This is a genomic window from Psychrobacter sp. bablab_jr014 (assembly GCF_016464015.1).
In the GTDB taxonomy this organism is placed as follows: Bacteria; Pseudomonadota; Gammaproteobacteria; order Pseudomonadales; family Moraxellaceae; genus Psychrobacter.
On the sequence record NZ_JACDXT010000010.1, the window covers coordinates 15,725 to 33,238 of the forward strand.

Genomic DNA, 17,514 nt, shown 5'->3' on the forward strand with positions numbered 1-17,514 from the left:
GTCATTGCCATGAAGCCTCTGGATTTTTCAGCCATACTTTAACCTGCTTTGCCTCTTCACTGAGCGGATAAGCAGAAAGCAGCTGCTGTGCCAGCTGTTGCCGAGCGCGATTGTCGTTTTGGGCAGCTGCCAGACGGATACCTTGCATGAGTAAGCGCGGCGTCGTGCCTTGTCCGCGAATCAATAGCTGCGTCTCATCATATAGACTTTGCGCCTGCATAATACGCTTGGCATCGAGCAGCAAATCAACCAGTTCAATATGCGCAATTAAGCTGTTACGATTGCCTTCAAGCGCACGCAAGAATGCCTTCGTAGCAGCAGGACGGTCATTCAGCTGTAGATAAGTGCGACCTAAGTTTTCTAGAGCACCAATTCGTCCATCGTAGCCAAGCGCCGTACCTGCAATCTCAAATTGCTCAGCTGCCTCACGATAGCGCTTCATCTGTGACAGATACACACCATAGTTATTACGTGCCTGCTCAAATTCAGGGTCATATTCAATGGCTTTTTTAAAGTAGCCTTCTGCCTTTTTTAGATTGCGAGCGCTGCCTTCTTTTTGTAACAAAACGCCCATCATATCATAGGCAGGCGCGTATCGGCTATTGGCGGCAAAGGCTTTTTCGAGCTGCTGCTGCGCGGCATCTAAGCCGTTTTCGCGGATGTATTGCGCCGCCAGTGCCGTACGCACTTTTGCCACCTCATTCTTATCAACATCACCCTTGTTACTGGCTTGAGTCATGCTCTGTGCGTACACAGGCTCCATCACCAGCGCGTCGCTACTGCTGCTTTGACACCCTGATAGCACCACTGTCCCCAGTAATGCCGCACACAGCAAACCCACCTGTCGCGATTGCGTCAAGGTGGGCGCTGGTTGCTGATTGCTGATTTGCTTGTTGTTTTTTTGATTGCTTGTCATAAAAGTCATCGGAGCCGCCATCGTAAAACTGTAATTGAACAAATATCTGATTCAACGAGCCTTAAGTTTAATAGATTTTTTGCCCATAAGTACAGTTTAGTGAGTGTCGCTACACTTTTGTTACCATTCTGACGCAAAAATGACAACTTTATAAGTTGGGGTTTCAAATCCTACTTATTATTGTGCGTCTGCTTGTACCGCGTTTTGCTGGCGTTCAGCGATACTTTTTTGCCACGCCGCTTGACGACGTGTACGGTCGGCGACTTGTCCCACGAGTTGCCCACAGGCGGCATCAATATCATCACCGCGTGTCTGGCGCACCGTACACACAAAGCCCGCTTGGCTTAAAATATTGCTAAACGCATGGATACGGTTGTTGCTTGAGCGACCATATGGCGCGTGCGGGAACGGGTTAAATGGAATCAAATTGATTTTGCTGGGCAAATCGTCCAAAAGCGCGACCAGTTCATGCGCGTGTTTGTCACTGTCATTGACACCCTCTAGCATGACATATTCAATAGTCACGTGCTTCTTATGGCGTGGGTTGATGTCGTTGACATAATGCTTCGCTGCTGCTATCAGCTCGCTTAGCGGGTACTTTTTATTAATCGGTACCAGCTCATTACGCAGCTCGTCATTAGGCGCGTGTAAAGAGATGGCAAGTGCCACGTCAATGTCTTTTGCCAAGTCATACATTTTCGGCACAACGCCTGAGGTGGACAGAGTAACACGGCGCTTGGATAAACCATACGCATGATCGCTCAGCATCAGCTCCATCGAGCTTACTACTGGCTTATAGTTCAGTAGCGGCTCGCCCATACCCATCATCACCACGTTGGTGACATTATTTTGCCATTCGCTATGATCAACGTGCTCAAGGCTTTCGTTTTCATCGGTCATGTACGAGGCGTTCGCCACCCACAGCTGACCAATAATTTCGGCGGCGCTCAAGTCACGCTCAAAGCCCTGCTTGCCCGTGCTACAAAAGCTGCAATCAAGTGCACAGCCGACCTGCGATGAGATGCATAAGGTCTTACGTCCATTTGCCTTATTGTCATCGGCAGGAATCAGTACCGTCTCTACCAAGGAACCGCCCGTCACTTCAAAAATCCACTTACGCGTGCCGTCATCACTGTATTTGCGGTGCAAGACTTTCGGCGGTGTCACGCATGCATGCGCGCTTAATTTTTCACGCAGTGATTTGCTTAAATTGGTCATTTGTGCAAAATCAGTCACGCCATATTGATAAATCCACTTAATGACCTGAGTCGCTCGAAATGGCTTTTCGCCAATCTCTTTAAAGTAGGCTGCGAGCTCTTCAGGCGTCATACCCAGTAAATTGGTTTTGGCTTGTGCTTCATCAACGAGACGAATGCTCTCGCCCTTAGCAGTACGGGCAGGCTGTGATGAGACGGGCGTGGGTGCAGTTGACATAAGCAAGAACCTATCGACATAAACTATAAAGAGGGGCTATCGCATTTGGACTATCGACTGCCAAAAGACAATAACAAAGAAAAATATGAGGTATCTAATCAAGAATTACGAATAAGGCGTACTCATTCATAGGGGTCTATGATAACAAAAACAATGACTTATCGGCGTAAAATAATGATAAATCATAACTCAAACGGCTTATACCCTAAGGATATAAGCCGTTTGATGGTGGCATTATGACAAATATCAACCGTATTGCCGCATAAGCGCGTGCCTGCATCAGCAGTGCGTAAACATGAGCTTACTCTTACAGCTTAGGCTAATATTTGCTAATCCCTTAACGTGTACGTGGGCATACTTCGTTATCAGCGAAGAAGTAGCTGATTTCGCGCTCTGCAGATGCTGCAGAATCTGATCCATGTACCGCGTTTTCGTCGATGCTGCTCGCGAAGTCTGCACGAATCGTGCCTTCAGCCGCTTCTTTTGGATTGGTTGCGCCCATGATGTCACGGTGCTTAGCAATCGCGTCTTCGCCTTCTAGTACTGATACCAATACAGGGCCTGAGGTCATGAAAGATTTTAGGTCGTTGTAAAATGGACGCTCAGCGTGCTCAGCGTAAAAACCACCCGCCTTTTCGTCGTCCAGTTGCAGCATTTTTGCGCCAACAATGCGTAGACCTGCTTTTTCAAAACGGTCGTAGATTGCACCGATGTGGTTGCCGCCAACAGCGTCAGGCTTGATGATAGATAGCGTACGTTCGATAGCCATGAAAGACTCCTAATCCAAATAAAATAAACCAATGATAAAATCATTATCGCGCAAAATTATGATCGTTATATGTCAGTGCTCAGGGTGCAGCCTATTATTTTACTGCGCCTGCCATGACCCATAAGCTTGGCAATAGGTTGCCCAAGTGCGCTTGCTGCCTATTATAACGATTACGTTTATAAATGATAGGGGCAATTTACGCTTAATGGACGCGCCTGTAAGGTTATCAGCAAGACGATAAGCAAGGTTGTAAATAAAGCTATAAAAAGCCCCAATGTTTCCATCAGGGCTTTTGTATTATTGGCGACGCTCGGCGATGTCCCACCGAGCAGCGCGTATCTGATTACGCGTCGTATGGGTCGCGCAATACGATGGTCTCAGCACGGTCAGGGCCCGTTGAGATAATATCGACAGGGCAGTCAATCAGCGCTTCGATACGCTTGATGTATGCTTTGGCGTTTTCTGGTAGGTCGTCATAGTTGGTCACGCCAACGGTAGACTCGCTCCAGCCTGGTAGGGTTTCGTATTTTGGCGTAACGGTTTCATAAAACTCAGCGTCATGTGCGCCTTCGCATTCGGTTTCTGGCAAATCATAGCCCACACCGATACGAATCTCATCCAAGCCATCTAGTACGTCAAGCTTGGTTAGGCAGATGCCTGATAGTGAGTTTAAGACCACTGAACGACGTAGCGCTTCAGCATCGAACCAACCGCAGCGACGTGCGCGGCCTGTGGTCGCACCAAACTCGTGACCGACTTTGGCAAGGTGTGCGCCCACATCATCAAACAATTCGGTTGGGAATGGACCACTACCTACACGCGTGGTATAGGCTTTGGTAATGCCAAGCACGTAGTCTAGATACAATGGGCCAATACCGGTACCTGTTGATACGCCGCCAGCCGTGGTGCTTGAGCTGGTCACAAACGGATAAGTACCGTGGTCGATGTCAAGTAGCGTGCCTTGCGCACCCTCGAACATGAGATTTTTACCTGCGCGGCGCATTTGATCCAACTCTTCAGTCACGTCGGTCACAAGGCCCTGTAGCTCGTTCTTCCATTCTTGGCAAAGCGCAAAGGTTTCATCAAAATCAATGCCGTCTACTTTGTAATATTCGGTCAATTGGAAGTTGTGATACTCAATCAGGTTACGTAGCTTTTCTTCTAGGTCATGGCGGAACAAATCAGCCAGTTTAATCGCACGGCGCGCAACTTTGTCTTCATAAGCAGGACCGATACCGCGACCTGTCGTGCCGATTTTGCCAGTGCCACGCTTGGCTTCGCGAGCTTGGTCAAGGGCAACGTGATAAGGCATGATAAGTGGGCAATTTGGCGAAATACGCAGGCGCTCACGTACAGGCACTTGAGTTTCTTCTAGATTTTTAATCTCTTTTAGTAGCGCGTCTGGTGCGAGCACCACGCCGTTACCGATAAAGCAAGTTACATCACCGCGTAGAATACCTGAAGGAATCAAATGGAGCACGGTGGTTTTGCCATCAACGACAAGGGTGTGACCTGCATTGTGTCCACCTTGAAAGCGTGCGACCGCAGAAGCTTTTTCGGTTAACAAATCAACGATTTTGCCTTTTCCTTCGTCGCCCCATTGGCTACCTAAAACTACGACATTTTTACCCATGTTAAATCCTTACGATTGTGTATTAAGGTGTGTACTCAAAAAAAATGATGCCGAAAACATGCATCAAAGTTAGTGCTGTCTTTAATAAAGAAAAAATGGGCAGCGCACAGCAGACCACGATACGCGCCCTTATCCGTTATAGCGCAGTAAGCTGCCAAGCGTTATCAGCGCACACGATACGATGTGTGGCGTTGGTTGGCGTATCATCGGCACCGAGCGGTATGGTCACGCGCACACCTGAGCGGCGCAGCTCTTGTACATAAGTTTTGAGCGCCTCTTTGTGTGCGTTATTTGCTTGGCTAAGCGCCTCAAAATCCACCACTGCAATACGCGGCGTGACTAGGCCGATATGCGCCAGCAAGCGGCTGATGTCCATACTAAAGCCTGTGGCCTCGCGAGTGCCTTCGCTATGACGCTGCATACCATCAAAGCGACCACCACGCACTAGCGGCTGTGTTTCGTTATGGATATAGCCGTTAAAGATAAGGCCTGTATGATAGTGATACCCTGACAGCTCGGTAATATCGATACTTACAGGACATTGCCATTGACTCTCTAGATAAGCTTTCATACGTTCAAGCTCGTCAATAGCCGTCGTAATCTTGCTATCGGCTTGTGCAGTGGCAGATAACTTTTCAAGCAGGCTACTGACATCATGACCATGACGCGCCAGCGCGTAAAAGTCACTGCCCATAGTGATGCTTTGGCACACACGTTTTAGCTCAGGAAGGTTTTTATTGGCATAAAGGTGCATCAATTGCTCAGTATCTGTTTCTGATACTTCCGCAAGCATCGATAAGCGCTTAAAGATAGCCACATGACCCAAATCAATGTGCAAAGCGTCATTCAGCTCAAGCTGACCGAGCATACTAAACAGGACATCAATCAGCTCAATATCAGCGCTCATTGAGCCGCAACCAAAAATCTCCGCACCCAACTGTAATGGTGTACGCGAGCCAAACAAACCTGATGGCAGCGTATGAATGACGTGACCTGCGTAGCAATAGCGGGCAATAGCGTCACCGCCATGATGAGCATCAATACGTAAAATCTGCGGCGTAATGTCTGCGCGCACCCCCATCAGACGACCTGTTAACTGGTCGATGATTTTAAAAGTTTGGCGCTTTAAATCTTCTGAGGCGTCGCTTAACAATGATTCGGTATACTCAATCATCGGCGGGCTGACCAAGCGATAGCCATGCAAAATCAAATGCTGGGTCAACTGATAGCGCAGCAGCTCTTGCTTTTGTGCGTCTTCAAACAAAACATCCACCACCCCATCAGGCAGCAACCAGCTGTTGGCAACTTCAGCAGCAAAGTTGCTCATCAAAGGCAAGCTTTTATGCGCCTGTTGAGTAGGATTGGCGGCGGTTAACGAGGCAGAATCAGCAAAATCAGAACTGGCAGACACAATAAATCCTTGTTTGGCGTATCGTTTGCCAAAAAACGTGGCGTAATAAGAGAGTCGTCGCTATCGGGCACTATCTTTTGCGCCTTGCGCTACAACACACCATAATGTGCATGTTGGTATATTTTTGGCACGCAGCATTACTGACCCAATTATTATAAAATCAGGTAACCCAAAAGGGATATGATGCTTAAGTATGCGGGATGCTAAAAACGACGATATGAATAGTGACTATGTTCCTAGGCACTTTATGATGCAGTTTAGCATAGCCGTCTGATTTCTCCTAGTCACAATTGGACACAATTTTTAATGCGTCGTTACTATCATCACATGAGGTATAGCATCGTCTTTTTTGCTCTACTTTTCTGAGCAACTTTGCATATCTATACCAATAGGTCATGTTACACTAGCAAGCACTTAGACAATCATATGTATTTATACTTATCGCTAATTTTTATTTTTTATAAATATCATCAAATAAGCGCAGTCTAGGCGTTTTTTTGCTATGCATTTTGGAGGCGCTATGCCATTTGACCATCATCCAATTCCAGAACTCAACCAAGCCAATGTCTTAGGTACAGCGCTTGCCAGCTGCTGTTTTGACCCCATTACGGGGTATTATCGCAATGGTTTTTGTCATACAGGCATGAATGATGTCGGTCAGCATACGGTATGCGCCAAAATGACCAGCGAGTTTTTAAATTTTTCGGCAGCGCGTGGTAATGATTTGATTACGCCGCTGCCTGAATACAACTTTGCAGGACTACAGCCTGGCGATTATTGGTGTATCTGTGCCCTGCGCTGGGTAGAGGCTCTTGATTTTGATGTTGCGCCGCCACTCAAACTTGAAGCTTGCCATGAGAGCTTGCTGGCGTTGGTCGATATGGACACGCTCAAACAATACGCGCTATAACCGTAACGGCGCAGAGGCGCCTTATCCATACATGACATACAGCTAGGATGGCTGGATAGATGGCATGGTTAGACATTTTTAGATTGAGGTATCGGCGTGAGCACAGAATATGATCATCAGCAATCCCCTGCCACGGCCAACCGTATTGCACCTGATTCAAATATTGAGCAATTAAGCGATAGCCACTTAAGCGAGCAGCCTTATAGTCCAGACAGTTATATTTATGGCGATGCCAGCACCTCAGATGCGGATGCACTAGAGACCATGACCATCTATGATCCTGAATCGGAGCGTTATGAGGACATTCATATCGCCAATCCCAATGAAGTGGTCAATTGCTACGCCTATTCGCGTAAGACAGGACAGCAAATTGGCGCGCTAGCGCTCGATGATGTCAGTAAGGCGCTCAGCAATAACAATCAGTTTATTTGGCTAGGGCTGTACAACCCCAGCTTTCAAACCATCTCTGATGTGCAAAGTGCCTTTGACTTACACGAGCTGGCGATTGAAGATGCGTTCGGTGACCATCAGCGTCCCAAGGTCGAAAACTACAATAACGACACCATTTTCGTGGTTGTCCGTACCGCCAAGCTTGAAGGCAATCTGATTCGCTATGGTACGACCGCCATTTTTATGGGCAAAAATTATATCATTACCATCCGCACAGGCCCTTCAAACTCTTATGCGCCTGTGCGTGAGCATTGTCATCGTCGCCCCGAAAAATTGCGTATGGGGCCGATTTTTATTTTGCACGCCATTCTTGATTTTATTGTCGATAACTATTTGCCGATTACCGACCGTTTGGGCAGCTATTTGCGTGAGCAAGAGCGCAATATTTTTACGTATGAATTTAGCAAAGACACGCTTAAGCATTTATATGAATTAAAGTCGCAGCTCGTACATATGCGTGCTGTGATTTCGCCTGTACAAGACATCTGTAACTTTTTTATTAACCATAAGAAAAACGACTTATTGTCGTCTTTTCCTTATGCGGCAAAACCCTACTTTCGTGACGTCAATGACCATCTATTGCGAGCGCTAGACGCGGTCAACGGTATTAACGAGATGCTGAGCGTGGCGATGGACACCTATATGGCCATGGTCAATATGGGACAGAACGAGGTGGTACGTAAACTGGCCGCTTGGGCAGGTATCCTCGCTGTGCCAACGGCTGTGGCGGGTATCTATGGTATGAACTTTGACTTTATGCCTGAGCTGCATTGGCACTATGCGTATTTTGTGATTTTGGTGTTGATAGCGCTCTTGTGTAGCTATTTATATTATAAGTTTAAAAAAGCGCATTGGTTATAGATGAGAGAGAAACAACCATAAAAAAAGGCGCTAACTGTCAGCGCCCTTTTTTATTTAAAGATTATATTGCTATACACTTGCCCTACTCACGGCGGCGCTTGGTATTGTCATCACTAGAATACGTGCCCGCTTGATGGCTGGCATGATGATCATCCAAATAATCTTCAGGACGACCAAACATACGCGCTGTCCATGTCAGTATCACAATTGACGCACTGAGCGCCATAATAGCGACAGCAATGGTCGCAAGCAGCCACAGATGAAAATAATCAGACACGGCCTGCACATCTACCACCAAGTGACGCGATAAGGCGGTAATGGCAATAAATATCAAAAACTGCACAGGCAAGCGATGGGTTTTAAAATATATACCAATCATTGCCAAAAGCTCAAGATAAATGAACAGCATTAAAATGTCTTTTAATTCTGCCGAGCCTTTATAAATAATGACCAAAAACTCTTTGCCCGCCGTCCAAATCACCACCAGACCAATCAAAAATAGAATGATGTAGTGAAAAATATCGACAATCTCTCTGCCAATGTACTGTAATCGCTCATGAATATCATCATATTTATTAGACATTTGAGAACCTATCAAGACATGTTGGTAGATTGGCACTGATGCCTAATACAATCAGTACCTGCCTGTGCTATCAGCGAGCAACGTTCGAGACATTATGCCTCGATGCCTGCTGCTTTTTCTGCTGCTTCTACGGTCTGACGAATTAGGGTATTGATGGTCATTGGACCGACGCCACCTGGTACAGGCGTGTAGGCGCTTGCGATATTCTCGACGCCGCTCAGCTCAATATCGCCCACACCGCCATTGTCGGTTGGGTGAAAGCCTGCATCGACCACGACCGCACCGTCTTTAATCCATGCCGCTTTAATCAGCTCAGGCACACCTACCGCGCCGACGATGATGTCTGCACGCTTGACGTGGTCGGCTAGGTTTTTGGTTTTTGAATGGCAGATGGTCACCGTGCAGTTGGCGTTTAATAGCATTTGCGCCATTGGTTTGCCCAAAATCGCACTGCGACCAACGACCACTGCTTCTTTGCCTGCAAGCTCAATGCCGTAATGGTTTAACAAGTGCATGATGCCTTGTGGGGTGCAAGAGCCATATGCAGGCTCGCCCATGCTCATACGCCCAAAGCCAAGGCAGGTCACCCCATCCACGTCTTTGGTCAGCGCGATACGATCAAAGCACGCACGCTCATCGATCTGCGCAGGCACAGGATGCTGAAGCAAAATGCCGTGTACGTCAGGATTGTTATTTAGCTCATCTATTTTTGCCAGCAGCTCTTCTGTGGTGGTTGCCTCTGGCATCTCGACACGGATAGAGTCCATACCGATACGCTTGCAAGCATTGCCCTTCATACGCACATACGTCGCTGACGCTGGGTCATCACCGACCAAAATGGTCGCAAGGCTCGGCGTACGGTCGGTCTTGGTTTTGATGGCGTCTACACGCGCACTTAATGACTGCTCAATTTGTTTTGCGAGCGCTTTGCCGTCTAACAGCGTAGCGGATTTTTGCTCAGTTGATGGCTCAGTAGTGTTTGACGCACTTGACATGATAACTCCAAAGTTTTGGCGATGAACAGAAAGGAAACCCGTATAATTCACGCGTGATATTGTACCTCTGTTACAGCCAAAAGCCTACCCACTTATACCTATTAAATGCCTTTCATAAGCTTAGCTGCTTTTTTATATCCAAGTTATATCCAAGTTACATTGAAGCTTATTTAAAATGCATTAAGCCTTTTTATCACTTCTCACATTACTTACTAATAGTATAAGTAATAGTGCATATATTAAGATTTGCAGTAAGAGCTGAGCTTGCGATTCTTGCATTCTCACAAAGTTAAGCGAAGAAAGGTTAACTGGGCGGTCAATAGATTTGAAGTTACATCTGTGTTAGGTTATTGACACAAAAATCAAATACTAATGGTCTACTCCTTTGGTATTTATCTTTTTTACGTTTCTATCCCATGTCAGTTTATGACGTCAATGATAAATATAGTGAGGTGCGAACTTGCAAAACGAGTCACTGTTTCAATTTTCGGCACTAACTGTTATTTTACTGTTAGTCGCTTTTTATGGAGGTACTTACTTACTCTCTTTACTGATCAAAAAAGACAAAGAATCGACCAGTGGGTTTATGGTCGCAGGGCACGGCGTTGGTTTCGGCATGGGCGCCGCTAGTATGACCGCCACTTGGATTTGGGCAGCCTCCTTTTATGCTGCGGCCACTTCTGGTTATAAATACGGTGTGTCCGGTCCGATTCATTATGGCTTTTGGGGCGCATTGATGATTTTATTCATCTACCCATTTGGCATGCGCTTTCGCGAACTGGCCCCTAACGGTCACACTTTAGGCGAGCTTATTCACGCCCGCCATGGCTCATCAAGCCAATTGATTTTAGCCGTATCTAACCTTATGGGCAGCTTAATTAGCTTGATGGTCAACTTCACCGCCGCCGGCGCCTTAGTTTCCGTACTCTCACCGTTATCGTTTCAGACCGGTGTACTTATCGCGGGTATCGGCGTCTTAAGCTATACGCTAACCTCAGGCTTTCGAGCATCTGTCTTTACCGATTTCGCTCAGCTTGTCGCCTTAATGGCTATCGGCGTGGTAATTATTCCGGCTGTATTGTTCTCTATGGGTGGTCCTAGCGTCATGGTAGAAGGGCTGTCCAATTTAACTCTTGAGCAGCAAGACTTCTTTTCATCAGAAGCTTTCTTGCAGCAAGGTGCACCTTTCTTCGTCGCGGTATTGGCATATGCTATCGGTAACCAGACGATTACCCAAAGGCTATTCGCCATTGATCAAGACAAGATCAAACCCACCTTTGTTACTGCCACTATCGGTTACGCAGGTATCGTCATCGGTCTAGGTATGATAGGTCTAATGGCTTTGACCATCGGTGTCGAGCCGCTAAATGGCGATATGAATAATCTGATTCCGCAAATGGTCAGCACTTATTTGCATCCGATATTTATTGCACTGTTCTTTATTTTAGTTATCGGCTCATTATCTTCAACGGCAGATTCTGATTTGTCTGCATTATCGACGATTATGATGGCGGACGTCTACGGTAAAAACATCGCCAAAAAAGGTCAAGTCAAACCAAGAACGATGATGCTAGTCGGCCGTGGTACGATGATTGTCGCCACCGCTGCTGGTCTGATATTTGCAAGCTTTAAGCTCGATATCTTAGTGATGCTCGTATTCGTCGGTGCATTATGGGGCGCGGTCGTCTTCCCGGTCATCGCAAGCGTGTTTTGGAACCGCGTTACCAATGTCGCGTTTACCTCTGCGGTGATTGTCTCCTTGATACTCTTCTGTATCGCTCGTTTTGAGCTAATCCCTATCACAGGTGTTACCGCTCTATTCTTCGAGGCGATGGCGAGTGTTGGCGCAGCTGTAGTTATTGGTCTGATGGTCTTTGGTTTCTTAGGCCGTAAGGCAGGTATGGGTGCAGCCCTGATAACGCTAATCTTGATGTTGATCTTTGCCACTGGCTTCTTGCGTGATTATATGGTGTTAGTCGCTTCCCTAACGGCTTATGGCGTTAGTGCGATCGTCTGTACGCTAGTGAGCTTAATGGGTAATGAGCGCTTCGACTTTGATTTAATCAAACAACGCGTCGGCAACTATGATAAAAAAGCTAAGGTCGCCTCCGCCTCTAAGAACCCGTAAGAGGTAGGCTATAAAACTTAGCTTGATATAACTTAGCTTAATTTAGGATGGTCTTGAGTCTATAGCCACTATTGAAAACTGATTTAGTGGCTATGACTGAAACCCTATTTATTAGCCATAAAAAGGAGATAACATGGATAACACTTTTATTTACGGCTTGTATATCCTGATTTGGCCCGCTATCACTTTAGCCGTGCTAGTCTTAATTTGCACTGCAACCTATCGTGATATCAAACGAGCCAAACGCGATAACAAAGATATCGTCTAATCAATATTATTAAAGCAAGCTAACTGCTTGTATTCGCTCTATTAATTAACACTTGCATGCGTGCGACGATAAATAAGCACAAATTTAGCCAAAAAATGACTTGTAATTTAAATTATTTTTGCTAATATAGTCCACCTTGATTGGCTGGATGGCAGAGTGGTCATGCAGCGGACTGCAACTCCGTTAACGCCGGTTCGATTCCGACTCCAGCCTCCAATTATTTATTAACGTCATGTTAATTTAGGCTTGCATTATCAGCATAACCGCTTATAATAGCGACCACTTATCTTACCAGCGAAAAGCACTATCAACGCTTTTTAATGTATAGATAACACAAGTTTTGCCCGGGTGGTGAAATTGGTAGACACAAGGGATTTAAAATCCCTCGCTAGCAATAGCGTGCCGGTTCAAGTCCGGCTCCGGGTACCATTATATGAAAAACCCTTACAGCATCAGCGCTGTAAGGGTTTTTTTATTGTCTGCGATTTAACAAAGCGACTGCTCTCTTGTCTCCTCGAAAAACCTATTTTGATATTGTTTTGATACTGTTAGAAACCGTGATATATGGCGTTCTGACTGTGGCTGTCTGCGCTTTGTCTACCTTAAATACCGTGTGCCCACTGCTAGCGAAAACATTTCAATATTCACAGAGGCACGCGATAGCGTCATTACAGCAGTATTAAAAGCTAAATCCAACATTTAGGTTGATTCGTGACAACCATTCATCGCTGTTTTCTGATGTGGTTGATGTAAAGCCCGTACCATTAGTTGCACCACCAATAATATTAGAATTCTTTCCATAAGTATGATCCAACCAAACCAAAAATGGTGGCGCAATAAACATCACACCTGTGGTGTTCATTTGTGAATCAGACCAATCATCATGGTGCTTTTTGAGATAACTGTAGTCGTTATAGACCTTGACGGCTTTTAACGGCCCCTTATCTTGCATAGGAATGGTATACGCTACATTTAGACTGCCTACCGTACCCTCTGAAGCAATAAAGTAGGCTGGCGTTAAACCATTTGCGCCCATCAGCGTCATACTGTCATCAACACCGCTAGGATTTTTGGCATCATAGTCATAATGTATCAGCGAGCTTTGCACATTAAACTTATCAAAGTTGTTATTGGTGTGTAGACCGACGGCATAGTAGCTACCATCATCGTTGGTCAAATTGTTTTCCAACTGCGAATAAGCCCCTGATACCCCAAGCTCTTGCTTGCCCGCTGCAGTTTCAAATTTACGCGCAACGCGGGCGTTGACTTGATTCTTCTTTTCGTTCTCATATTGGCTCATAAAGGGAAACGTATTGTCCAACTCACTATAAGCCCCACTTTCAGGCGAGTATCTTAAGTCTTCTGCCAACATTTCAGGATAATAGCCAAGCTTGATGTCCCAGTCATTACTGTTATGATTGATGTTTACGCCTGGCGCGATGTTGTTACCATAGCCCAAAAAGAAAGGCAGATGGTATGTCCAGCCGTTTTGCGGATAAGGGTAAATGGCAAAAGGCTTGTAGACCAAACCCGCCTCAACGCTGTTTACATCATCAATGTTATAACCAATATACGCTTTTTCAATCGAGGTCTTGTCATCGTCTTGAAAAATGTAGCTGCCGTTCAAGTAAAAATCATCATACTTTCCATCCACATCTAAACGCAGAATATCAAAATCAGCGTCGCCCAAACCTGAATTGTATTTATCATCGCTCCAGCTTTGATAGCGCTGATTGAATCGAATGACGCCGCCCACATTAAGCGCTTTTGAACCATCCTCACTTTTTAGTTCAATCACTTTGGCTTGTGCCCCTGTGATGGTTGTCAGCCATAGCAGTGGCGCCAATACGATTAAGGGTTTTAAAATAAATTTGATCATGATAACTTCCTATTATCCAATGCGTAAACATCCTGTTTATAAAACCAACGAACCTCTATTTTTAATACAATTTCTTTTGCGGCGGCCCTGCAAAATTCAGTGGACCAATGGCATTCATATTGACTTCGACCAAACACATGCCTTCTTGTTTCATGGCTTCTTTGATGGTTGTGTCAAACTCCTCTAAAGAGCTTGCCAGATAAGACGTACAACCCATCGCCTCACCCAGCGCCACAAAAGAAGGCGTGTGTAGCTCGTTGTAGTATTGTCGGCCATCAAAGTATTGTTTTTGAATGCCGCGCATGACGCCATAACCGCCGTCATTCATGACCATCAAGACCATATTGACGTTTTCTTGTACCGCTGTGGCAATCTCGCCCACACCCAGCATCAGACCGCCATCGCCGACCAACGCCACTGTTTTTTTATCTGGGTTGGCGATAGCCGTACCAATACCATGCGCCAGACCTAAGCCAATCGCACCTGCCAGCGAGTGAATGTTTTTTAACGGCTGGTTAACTGGAAATAGGCGGCTGCCCCACGTGCTGCCTGACATCGTGATGTCTCTGACTAAAATACCGTCCTCAGGCAGGGCGTCACGCAATGAATAGCAAAGTTTGGCATATGGCCCTAGCTGCGTTTCTAGTGCATCGATAGCAAACTCTTTGGCGGCTTTAATACGCTCATCATAGTCACTATCTGTTTTATCTGTACCTTGTAGCTCTTGAATGACAGCGCGCAAAAAGGTTTTGGCTTCAGCACAAAAAAAGTGTTTGACCGCATAGTTTCTTTGCTGCGCCATCGGACTTGCGTCTATCTGTATCAGATTTTCTGGAAAAGGTAACGAATAGGTTTTGGTCTCATTACTGCGCAGCCTTGAACCGACGACAAAGCAAGCATCACTTTGAGCAATCAGTTCTTCGACCGCCGATGAGTTATGAAATGCGTTTAAGCTTCTTGGATGGGTGTCAGGCAATACACCGCGTGCATGCGTGGAAGAAACAATCGGTATACCCATATCGGCTAAGGCTTTAACCTCTTCGCTTGCCTCAAGGCAGCCGCCACCAATCCAAACAATAGGACGACTGGCTGATTTTATTTGTTCTGCTACAAATAAAACAGCTTGTTCAGGCGACTTCGGCAGCGCCATAGCACCGACATAAGACAAGTCGCTCGGCAAATCAATAGTAGCGGCTTGTACATCAATGGGTATTTCGATACTCACTGGACCTTTGGGTACGGTTGTCGCTACGCGTATGGCTTCTCTAAGCATACCAACAGCATGCTCTGGGCTAACAATTCTAAAAGCGGCTTTGCTGCTAGATTTTAGATAGCCCAGTTGGTCCGCCGCTTCATGAATAAAGCTGGCATCACGATCTAGGTATTCTTTTTCTACTTGTCCTGTGATATGAATGACAGGGCTGCCGGCATTACAAGCTTCAACTAAAGAGCCAATCGCATTGCCCGACCCTGCCCCTGTACTGGTAATAGCAACGCCCAATCCTTTAAATCGGGCATAAGCGTCTGCCATATTGACGCAGCCCGCCTCGCCACGTGAGCAAACAAATCTGATTTTATTTCTTCTACCAATGGCGTCAGCAATTGGTAAATTATGAATAGAAATCAGACCAAAAACATCGTTCACGCCATGCGCTTCTAAGACTCTTGCGACCAATTCACCAACGGTTACTTTGACTGTCATCCTCTTCATCCCTGTGTATGTCTATCATTTGGTTACTTAATAAGTGTGTCGAACATGACGATTTGCCATCTTCCTGACATATATGCTTGCTTATCGTTATTTAACTTCGCACCATGGATTTGGTGTGTCATCGAGATTTAAAAATATGCTTTTGGTTTGCATATAATCCAAAATACCCAGCCTGCCCTTTTCTTTACCGACCCCACTTTCTTTATGACCACTAAAAGGCGTTGCGATAGAGAATTTCTTATACGTATTAATCCATATGGTTCCTGCCTCAAGGCGCTTTGCTGTCGTTAAGGCTTTACGGTAATCCTCTGTCCATATACCCGCCGCAAGCCCATAAATACTATTGTTCGCCTCAGCGACTAATGCTTCTTCATCACTAAATGGCATCACAACCAACACCGGACCAAAGATTTCTTCTTGACAAACTTGCGCCTCATTACTTAGACCTGTGATGATGGTTGGGGCATAGTAAGATCCTTGGTCACGACCATCACTCATCAATCGCTCACCGCCAGCCATCACCTTGCCACCTTCGGCTTTGGCCATATTGACGTAGTCATCCACACTCTTAAGATGACTTTCGCTGATTAAAGGTCCCATTTGGGTATCGGGTGCTTCTGGGTCACCGACAATAATGTTTTTGGTTTTCTTAACTAGGGCGTCTAAAAATTCATCATAAATATGTTGGTGAACAAACAGTCTTGAGCCTGCAATACACGCCTGCCCTGATGAACTAAAAATACCGTAGATAACACCATTTACCGCCATGTCGATGTTGGCATCTGCAAACACAATCGTCGGAGACTTGCCGCCCAGCTCTAACGCCGTAGAAATGAGCTTATCCGCAGCCACATGTGCCAGATGCTTGCCTGTACTGGTACTGCCTGTGAAAGAAATTTTTTGTACCAGTGGATGGTGGACAATGGCTTCGCCAACCACAGAGCCTTTACCTGTGAGTACGCTCAACAACCCAGCAGGCAAACCAGCTTCTTCAAAGATAGCGGCAAGCTCAAGCGCAATCAGCGAGGTGGCTTCGGCAGGCTTTAAAATTACAGCGTTACCACCTGCAAGCGCAGGTACGATTTTTTGGATTTCGGACGCGATGGGCGAATTCCACGGCGTAATGGCAGCGACCACCCCTATTGGTTCGTACGTGGTAAAGGTTAAGACAGACTGAATACGCTGATTGGTCAGCTCGCTATCTAATGTCTCAAGGCAGCTGGCAATATAACGGGTCGTGGCGATTGCGCTGTTGACCAGACCTGTGGTTTCTGAAATGGGTTTGCCATTGTCTCGGGTTTGCAGCTTTGCCAAAAATGTTTTTTTCTCTTCTAAAAGATTGGCAGCTTTAAATAAAATGGCAGCCTTTTCTGATGGCAGCGAGTTGCGCCAAGCGGGGTCTCGCCAAGCCGCTTCAGCCGCTAAAATGGCGTCATTAACATCATCCACACTGGCGGTAGAGATTTCTGCGTTTTGTGAGTAATCGGCAGGATAATGGCTCTTTGTTGGTTTCCCACGCCCAAGCTTCCATTGACCTGCGATAAATATTTTTTTCATAAGATGTCT

The 17,514-nt window shown here is 46.1% G+C and carries 14 protein-coding genes and 2 tRNA genes; 6 read left to right on the top strand and 10 right to left on the bottom strand.

Annotated features, from left to right (window positions below; translation table 11 throughout):
* Position 1: 1 nt before the first annotated feature.
* From pilW to JIE71_RS02900, 5 genes are all read right to left on the bottom strand, one after another.
* A complete protein-coding gene (gene pilW / locus JIE71_RS02880; RefSeq protein ID WP_228284509.1) occupies positions 2 to 925 on the bottom strand; it encodes a type IV pilus biogenesis/stability protein PilW in 924 nt (307 codons plus the stop codon).
* A 168-nt stretch (positions 926 to 1,093) separates the two neighbouring features.
* Positions 1,094 to 2,350, bottom strand: a complete 1,257-nt coding sequence (gene rlmN, locus JIE71_RS02885) for a 23S rRNA (adenine(2503)-C(2))-methyltransferase RlmN (protein WP_199507230.1) — start codon at positions 2,348 to 2,350, stop codon at positions 1,094 to 1,096.
* A 337-nt stretch (positions 2,351 to 2,687) separates the two neighbouring features.
* Positions 2,688 to 3,119 (bottom strand): nucleoside-diphosphate kinase, encoded by a 432-nt coding sequence (gene ndk, locus JIE71_RS02890; protein ID WP_199507231.1) that lies wholly within the window; start codon positions 3,117 to 3,119, stop codon positions 2,688 to 2,690.
* A gap of 343 nt (positions 3,120 to 3,462) precedes the next feature.
* Complete coding sequence (locus JIE71_RS02895) at positions 3,463 to 4,752, bottom strand: adenylosuccinate synthase (RefSeq protein ID WP_199507232.1); 1,290 nt, start codon at positions 4,750 to 4,752, stop codon at positions 3,463 to 3,465.
* Positions 4,753 to 4,888: 136 nt separating this feature from the next.
* Positions 4,889 to 6,163 (bottom strand): ATP phosphoribosyltransferase regulatory subunit, encoded by a 1,275-nt coding sequence (locus JIE71_RS02900; protein WP_323126907.1) that lies wholly within the window; start codon positions 6,161 to 6,163, stop codon positions 4,889 to 4,891.
* 520 nt (positions 6,164 to 6,683) lie between these two features.
* Between JIE71_RS02900 and JIE71_RS02905 the strand changes: the two genes are divergently transcribed.
* Together JIE71_RS02905 and corA are read left to right on the top strand one after the other, a co-directional pair.
* On the top strand, positions 6,684 to 7,073 hold the full coding sequence (locus JIE71_RS02905) for a DUF2237 family protein (RefSeq protein ID WP_199507233.1): 390 nt from the start codon (positions 6,684 to 6,686) through the stop codon (positions 7,071 to 7,073).
* Between the two features lie 264 nt (positions 7,074 to 7,337).
* Positions 7,338 to 8,384 carry a magnesium/cobalt transporter CorA gene (gene corA, locus JIE71_RS02910; RefSeq protein ID WP_199507302.1) on the top strand — a complete coding sequence of 349 codons (1,047 nt, stop codon included), beginning with the start codon at positions 7,338 to 7,340 and terminating at the stop codon, positions 8,382 to 8,384.
* An 82-nt stretch (positions 8,385 to 8,466) separates the two neighbouring features.
* Here corA and JIE71_RS02915 read toward each other — a convergent pair whose 3' ends face one another.
* Together JIE71_RS02915 and folD are read right to left on the bottom strand one after the other, a co-directional pair.
* Entirely contained in the window at positions 8,467 to 8,967 is a 501-nt protein-coding gene (locus tag JIE71_RS02915; protein ID WP_199507234.1) for a phosphate-starvation-inducible protein PsiE, read from the bottom strand.
* Positions 8,968 to 9,059: 92 nt separating this feature from the next.
* The gene (gene folD, locus JIE71_RS02920) at positions 9,060 to 9,962 is read right to left on the bottom strand and encodes a bifunctional methylenetetrahydrofolate dehydrogenase/methenyltetrahydrofolate cyclohydrolase FolD (protein ID WP_199507235.1); all 903 of its coding nucleotides are present in this window, start codon (positions 9,960 to 9,962) and stop codon (positions 9,060 to 9,062) included.
* Between the two features lie 475 nt (positions 9,963 to 10,437).
* Here folD and JIE71_RS02925 point away from each other — a divergent pair, with 475 nt between their 5' ends.
* The 4 genes from JIE71_RS02925 (at position 10,438) to JIE71_RS02935 (ending at position 12,787) form a co-directional block, all read left to right on the top strand.
* On the top strand, positions 10,438 to 12,090 hold the full coding sequence (locus tag JIE71_RS02925) for a sodium:solute symporter family protein (protein WP_199507303.1): 1,653 nt from the start codon (positions 10,438 to 10,440) through the stop codon (positions 12,088 to 12,090).
* Positions 12,091 to 12,223: 133 nt separating this feature from the next.
* On the top strand, positions 12,224 to 12,358 hold the full coding sequence (locus JIE71_RS12390; protein ID WP_213017893.1) for a putative transporter small subunit: 135 nt from the start codon (positions 12,224 to 12,226) through the stop codon (positions 12,356 to 12,358).
* Positions 12,359 to 12,500: 142 nt separating this feature from the next.
* Positions 12,501 to 12,574 (top strand) — tRNA-Cys (locus JIE71_RS02930).
* Between the two features lie 126 nt (positions 12,575 to 12,700).
* A tRNA-Leu gene (locus JIE71_RS02935) sits at positions 12,701 to 12,787 on the top strand.
* Positions 12,788 to 13,037: 250 nt separating this feature from the next.
* Here the strand turns inward: JIE71_RS02935 and JIE71_RS02940 are convergent.
* The 3 genes from JIE71_RS02940 to JIE71_RS02950 form a co-directional block, all read right to left on the bottom strand.
* Positions 13,038 to 14,237 (bottom strand): hypothetical protein, encoded by a 1,200-nt coding sequence (locus JIE71_RS02940; RefSeq protein ID WP_199507236.1) that lies wholly within the window; start codon positions 14,235 to 14,237, stop codon positions 13,038 to 13,040.
* A 61-nt stretch (positions 14,238 to 14,298) separates the two neighbouring features.
* Complete coding sequence (locus JIE71_RS02945; protein WP_199507237.1) at positions 14,299 to 15,939, bottom strand: thiamine pyrophosphate-binding protein; 1,641 nt, start codon at positions 15,937 to 15,939, stop codon at positions 14,299 to 14,301.
* 96 nt (positions 15,940 to 16,035) lie between these two features.
* Positions 16,036 to 17,505 (bottom strand): aldehyde dehydrogenase, encoded by a 1,470-nt coding sequence (locus JIE71_RS02950; RefSeq protein WP_199507238.1) that lies wholly within the window; start codon positions 17,503 to 17,505, stop codon positions 16,036 to 16,038.
* Positions 17,506 to 17,514: the final 9 nt, after the last annotated feature.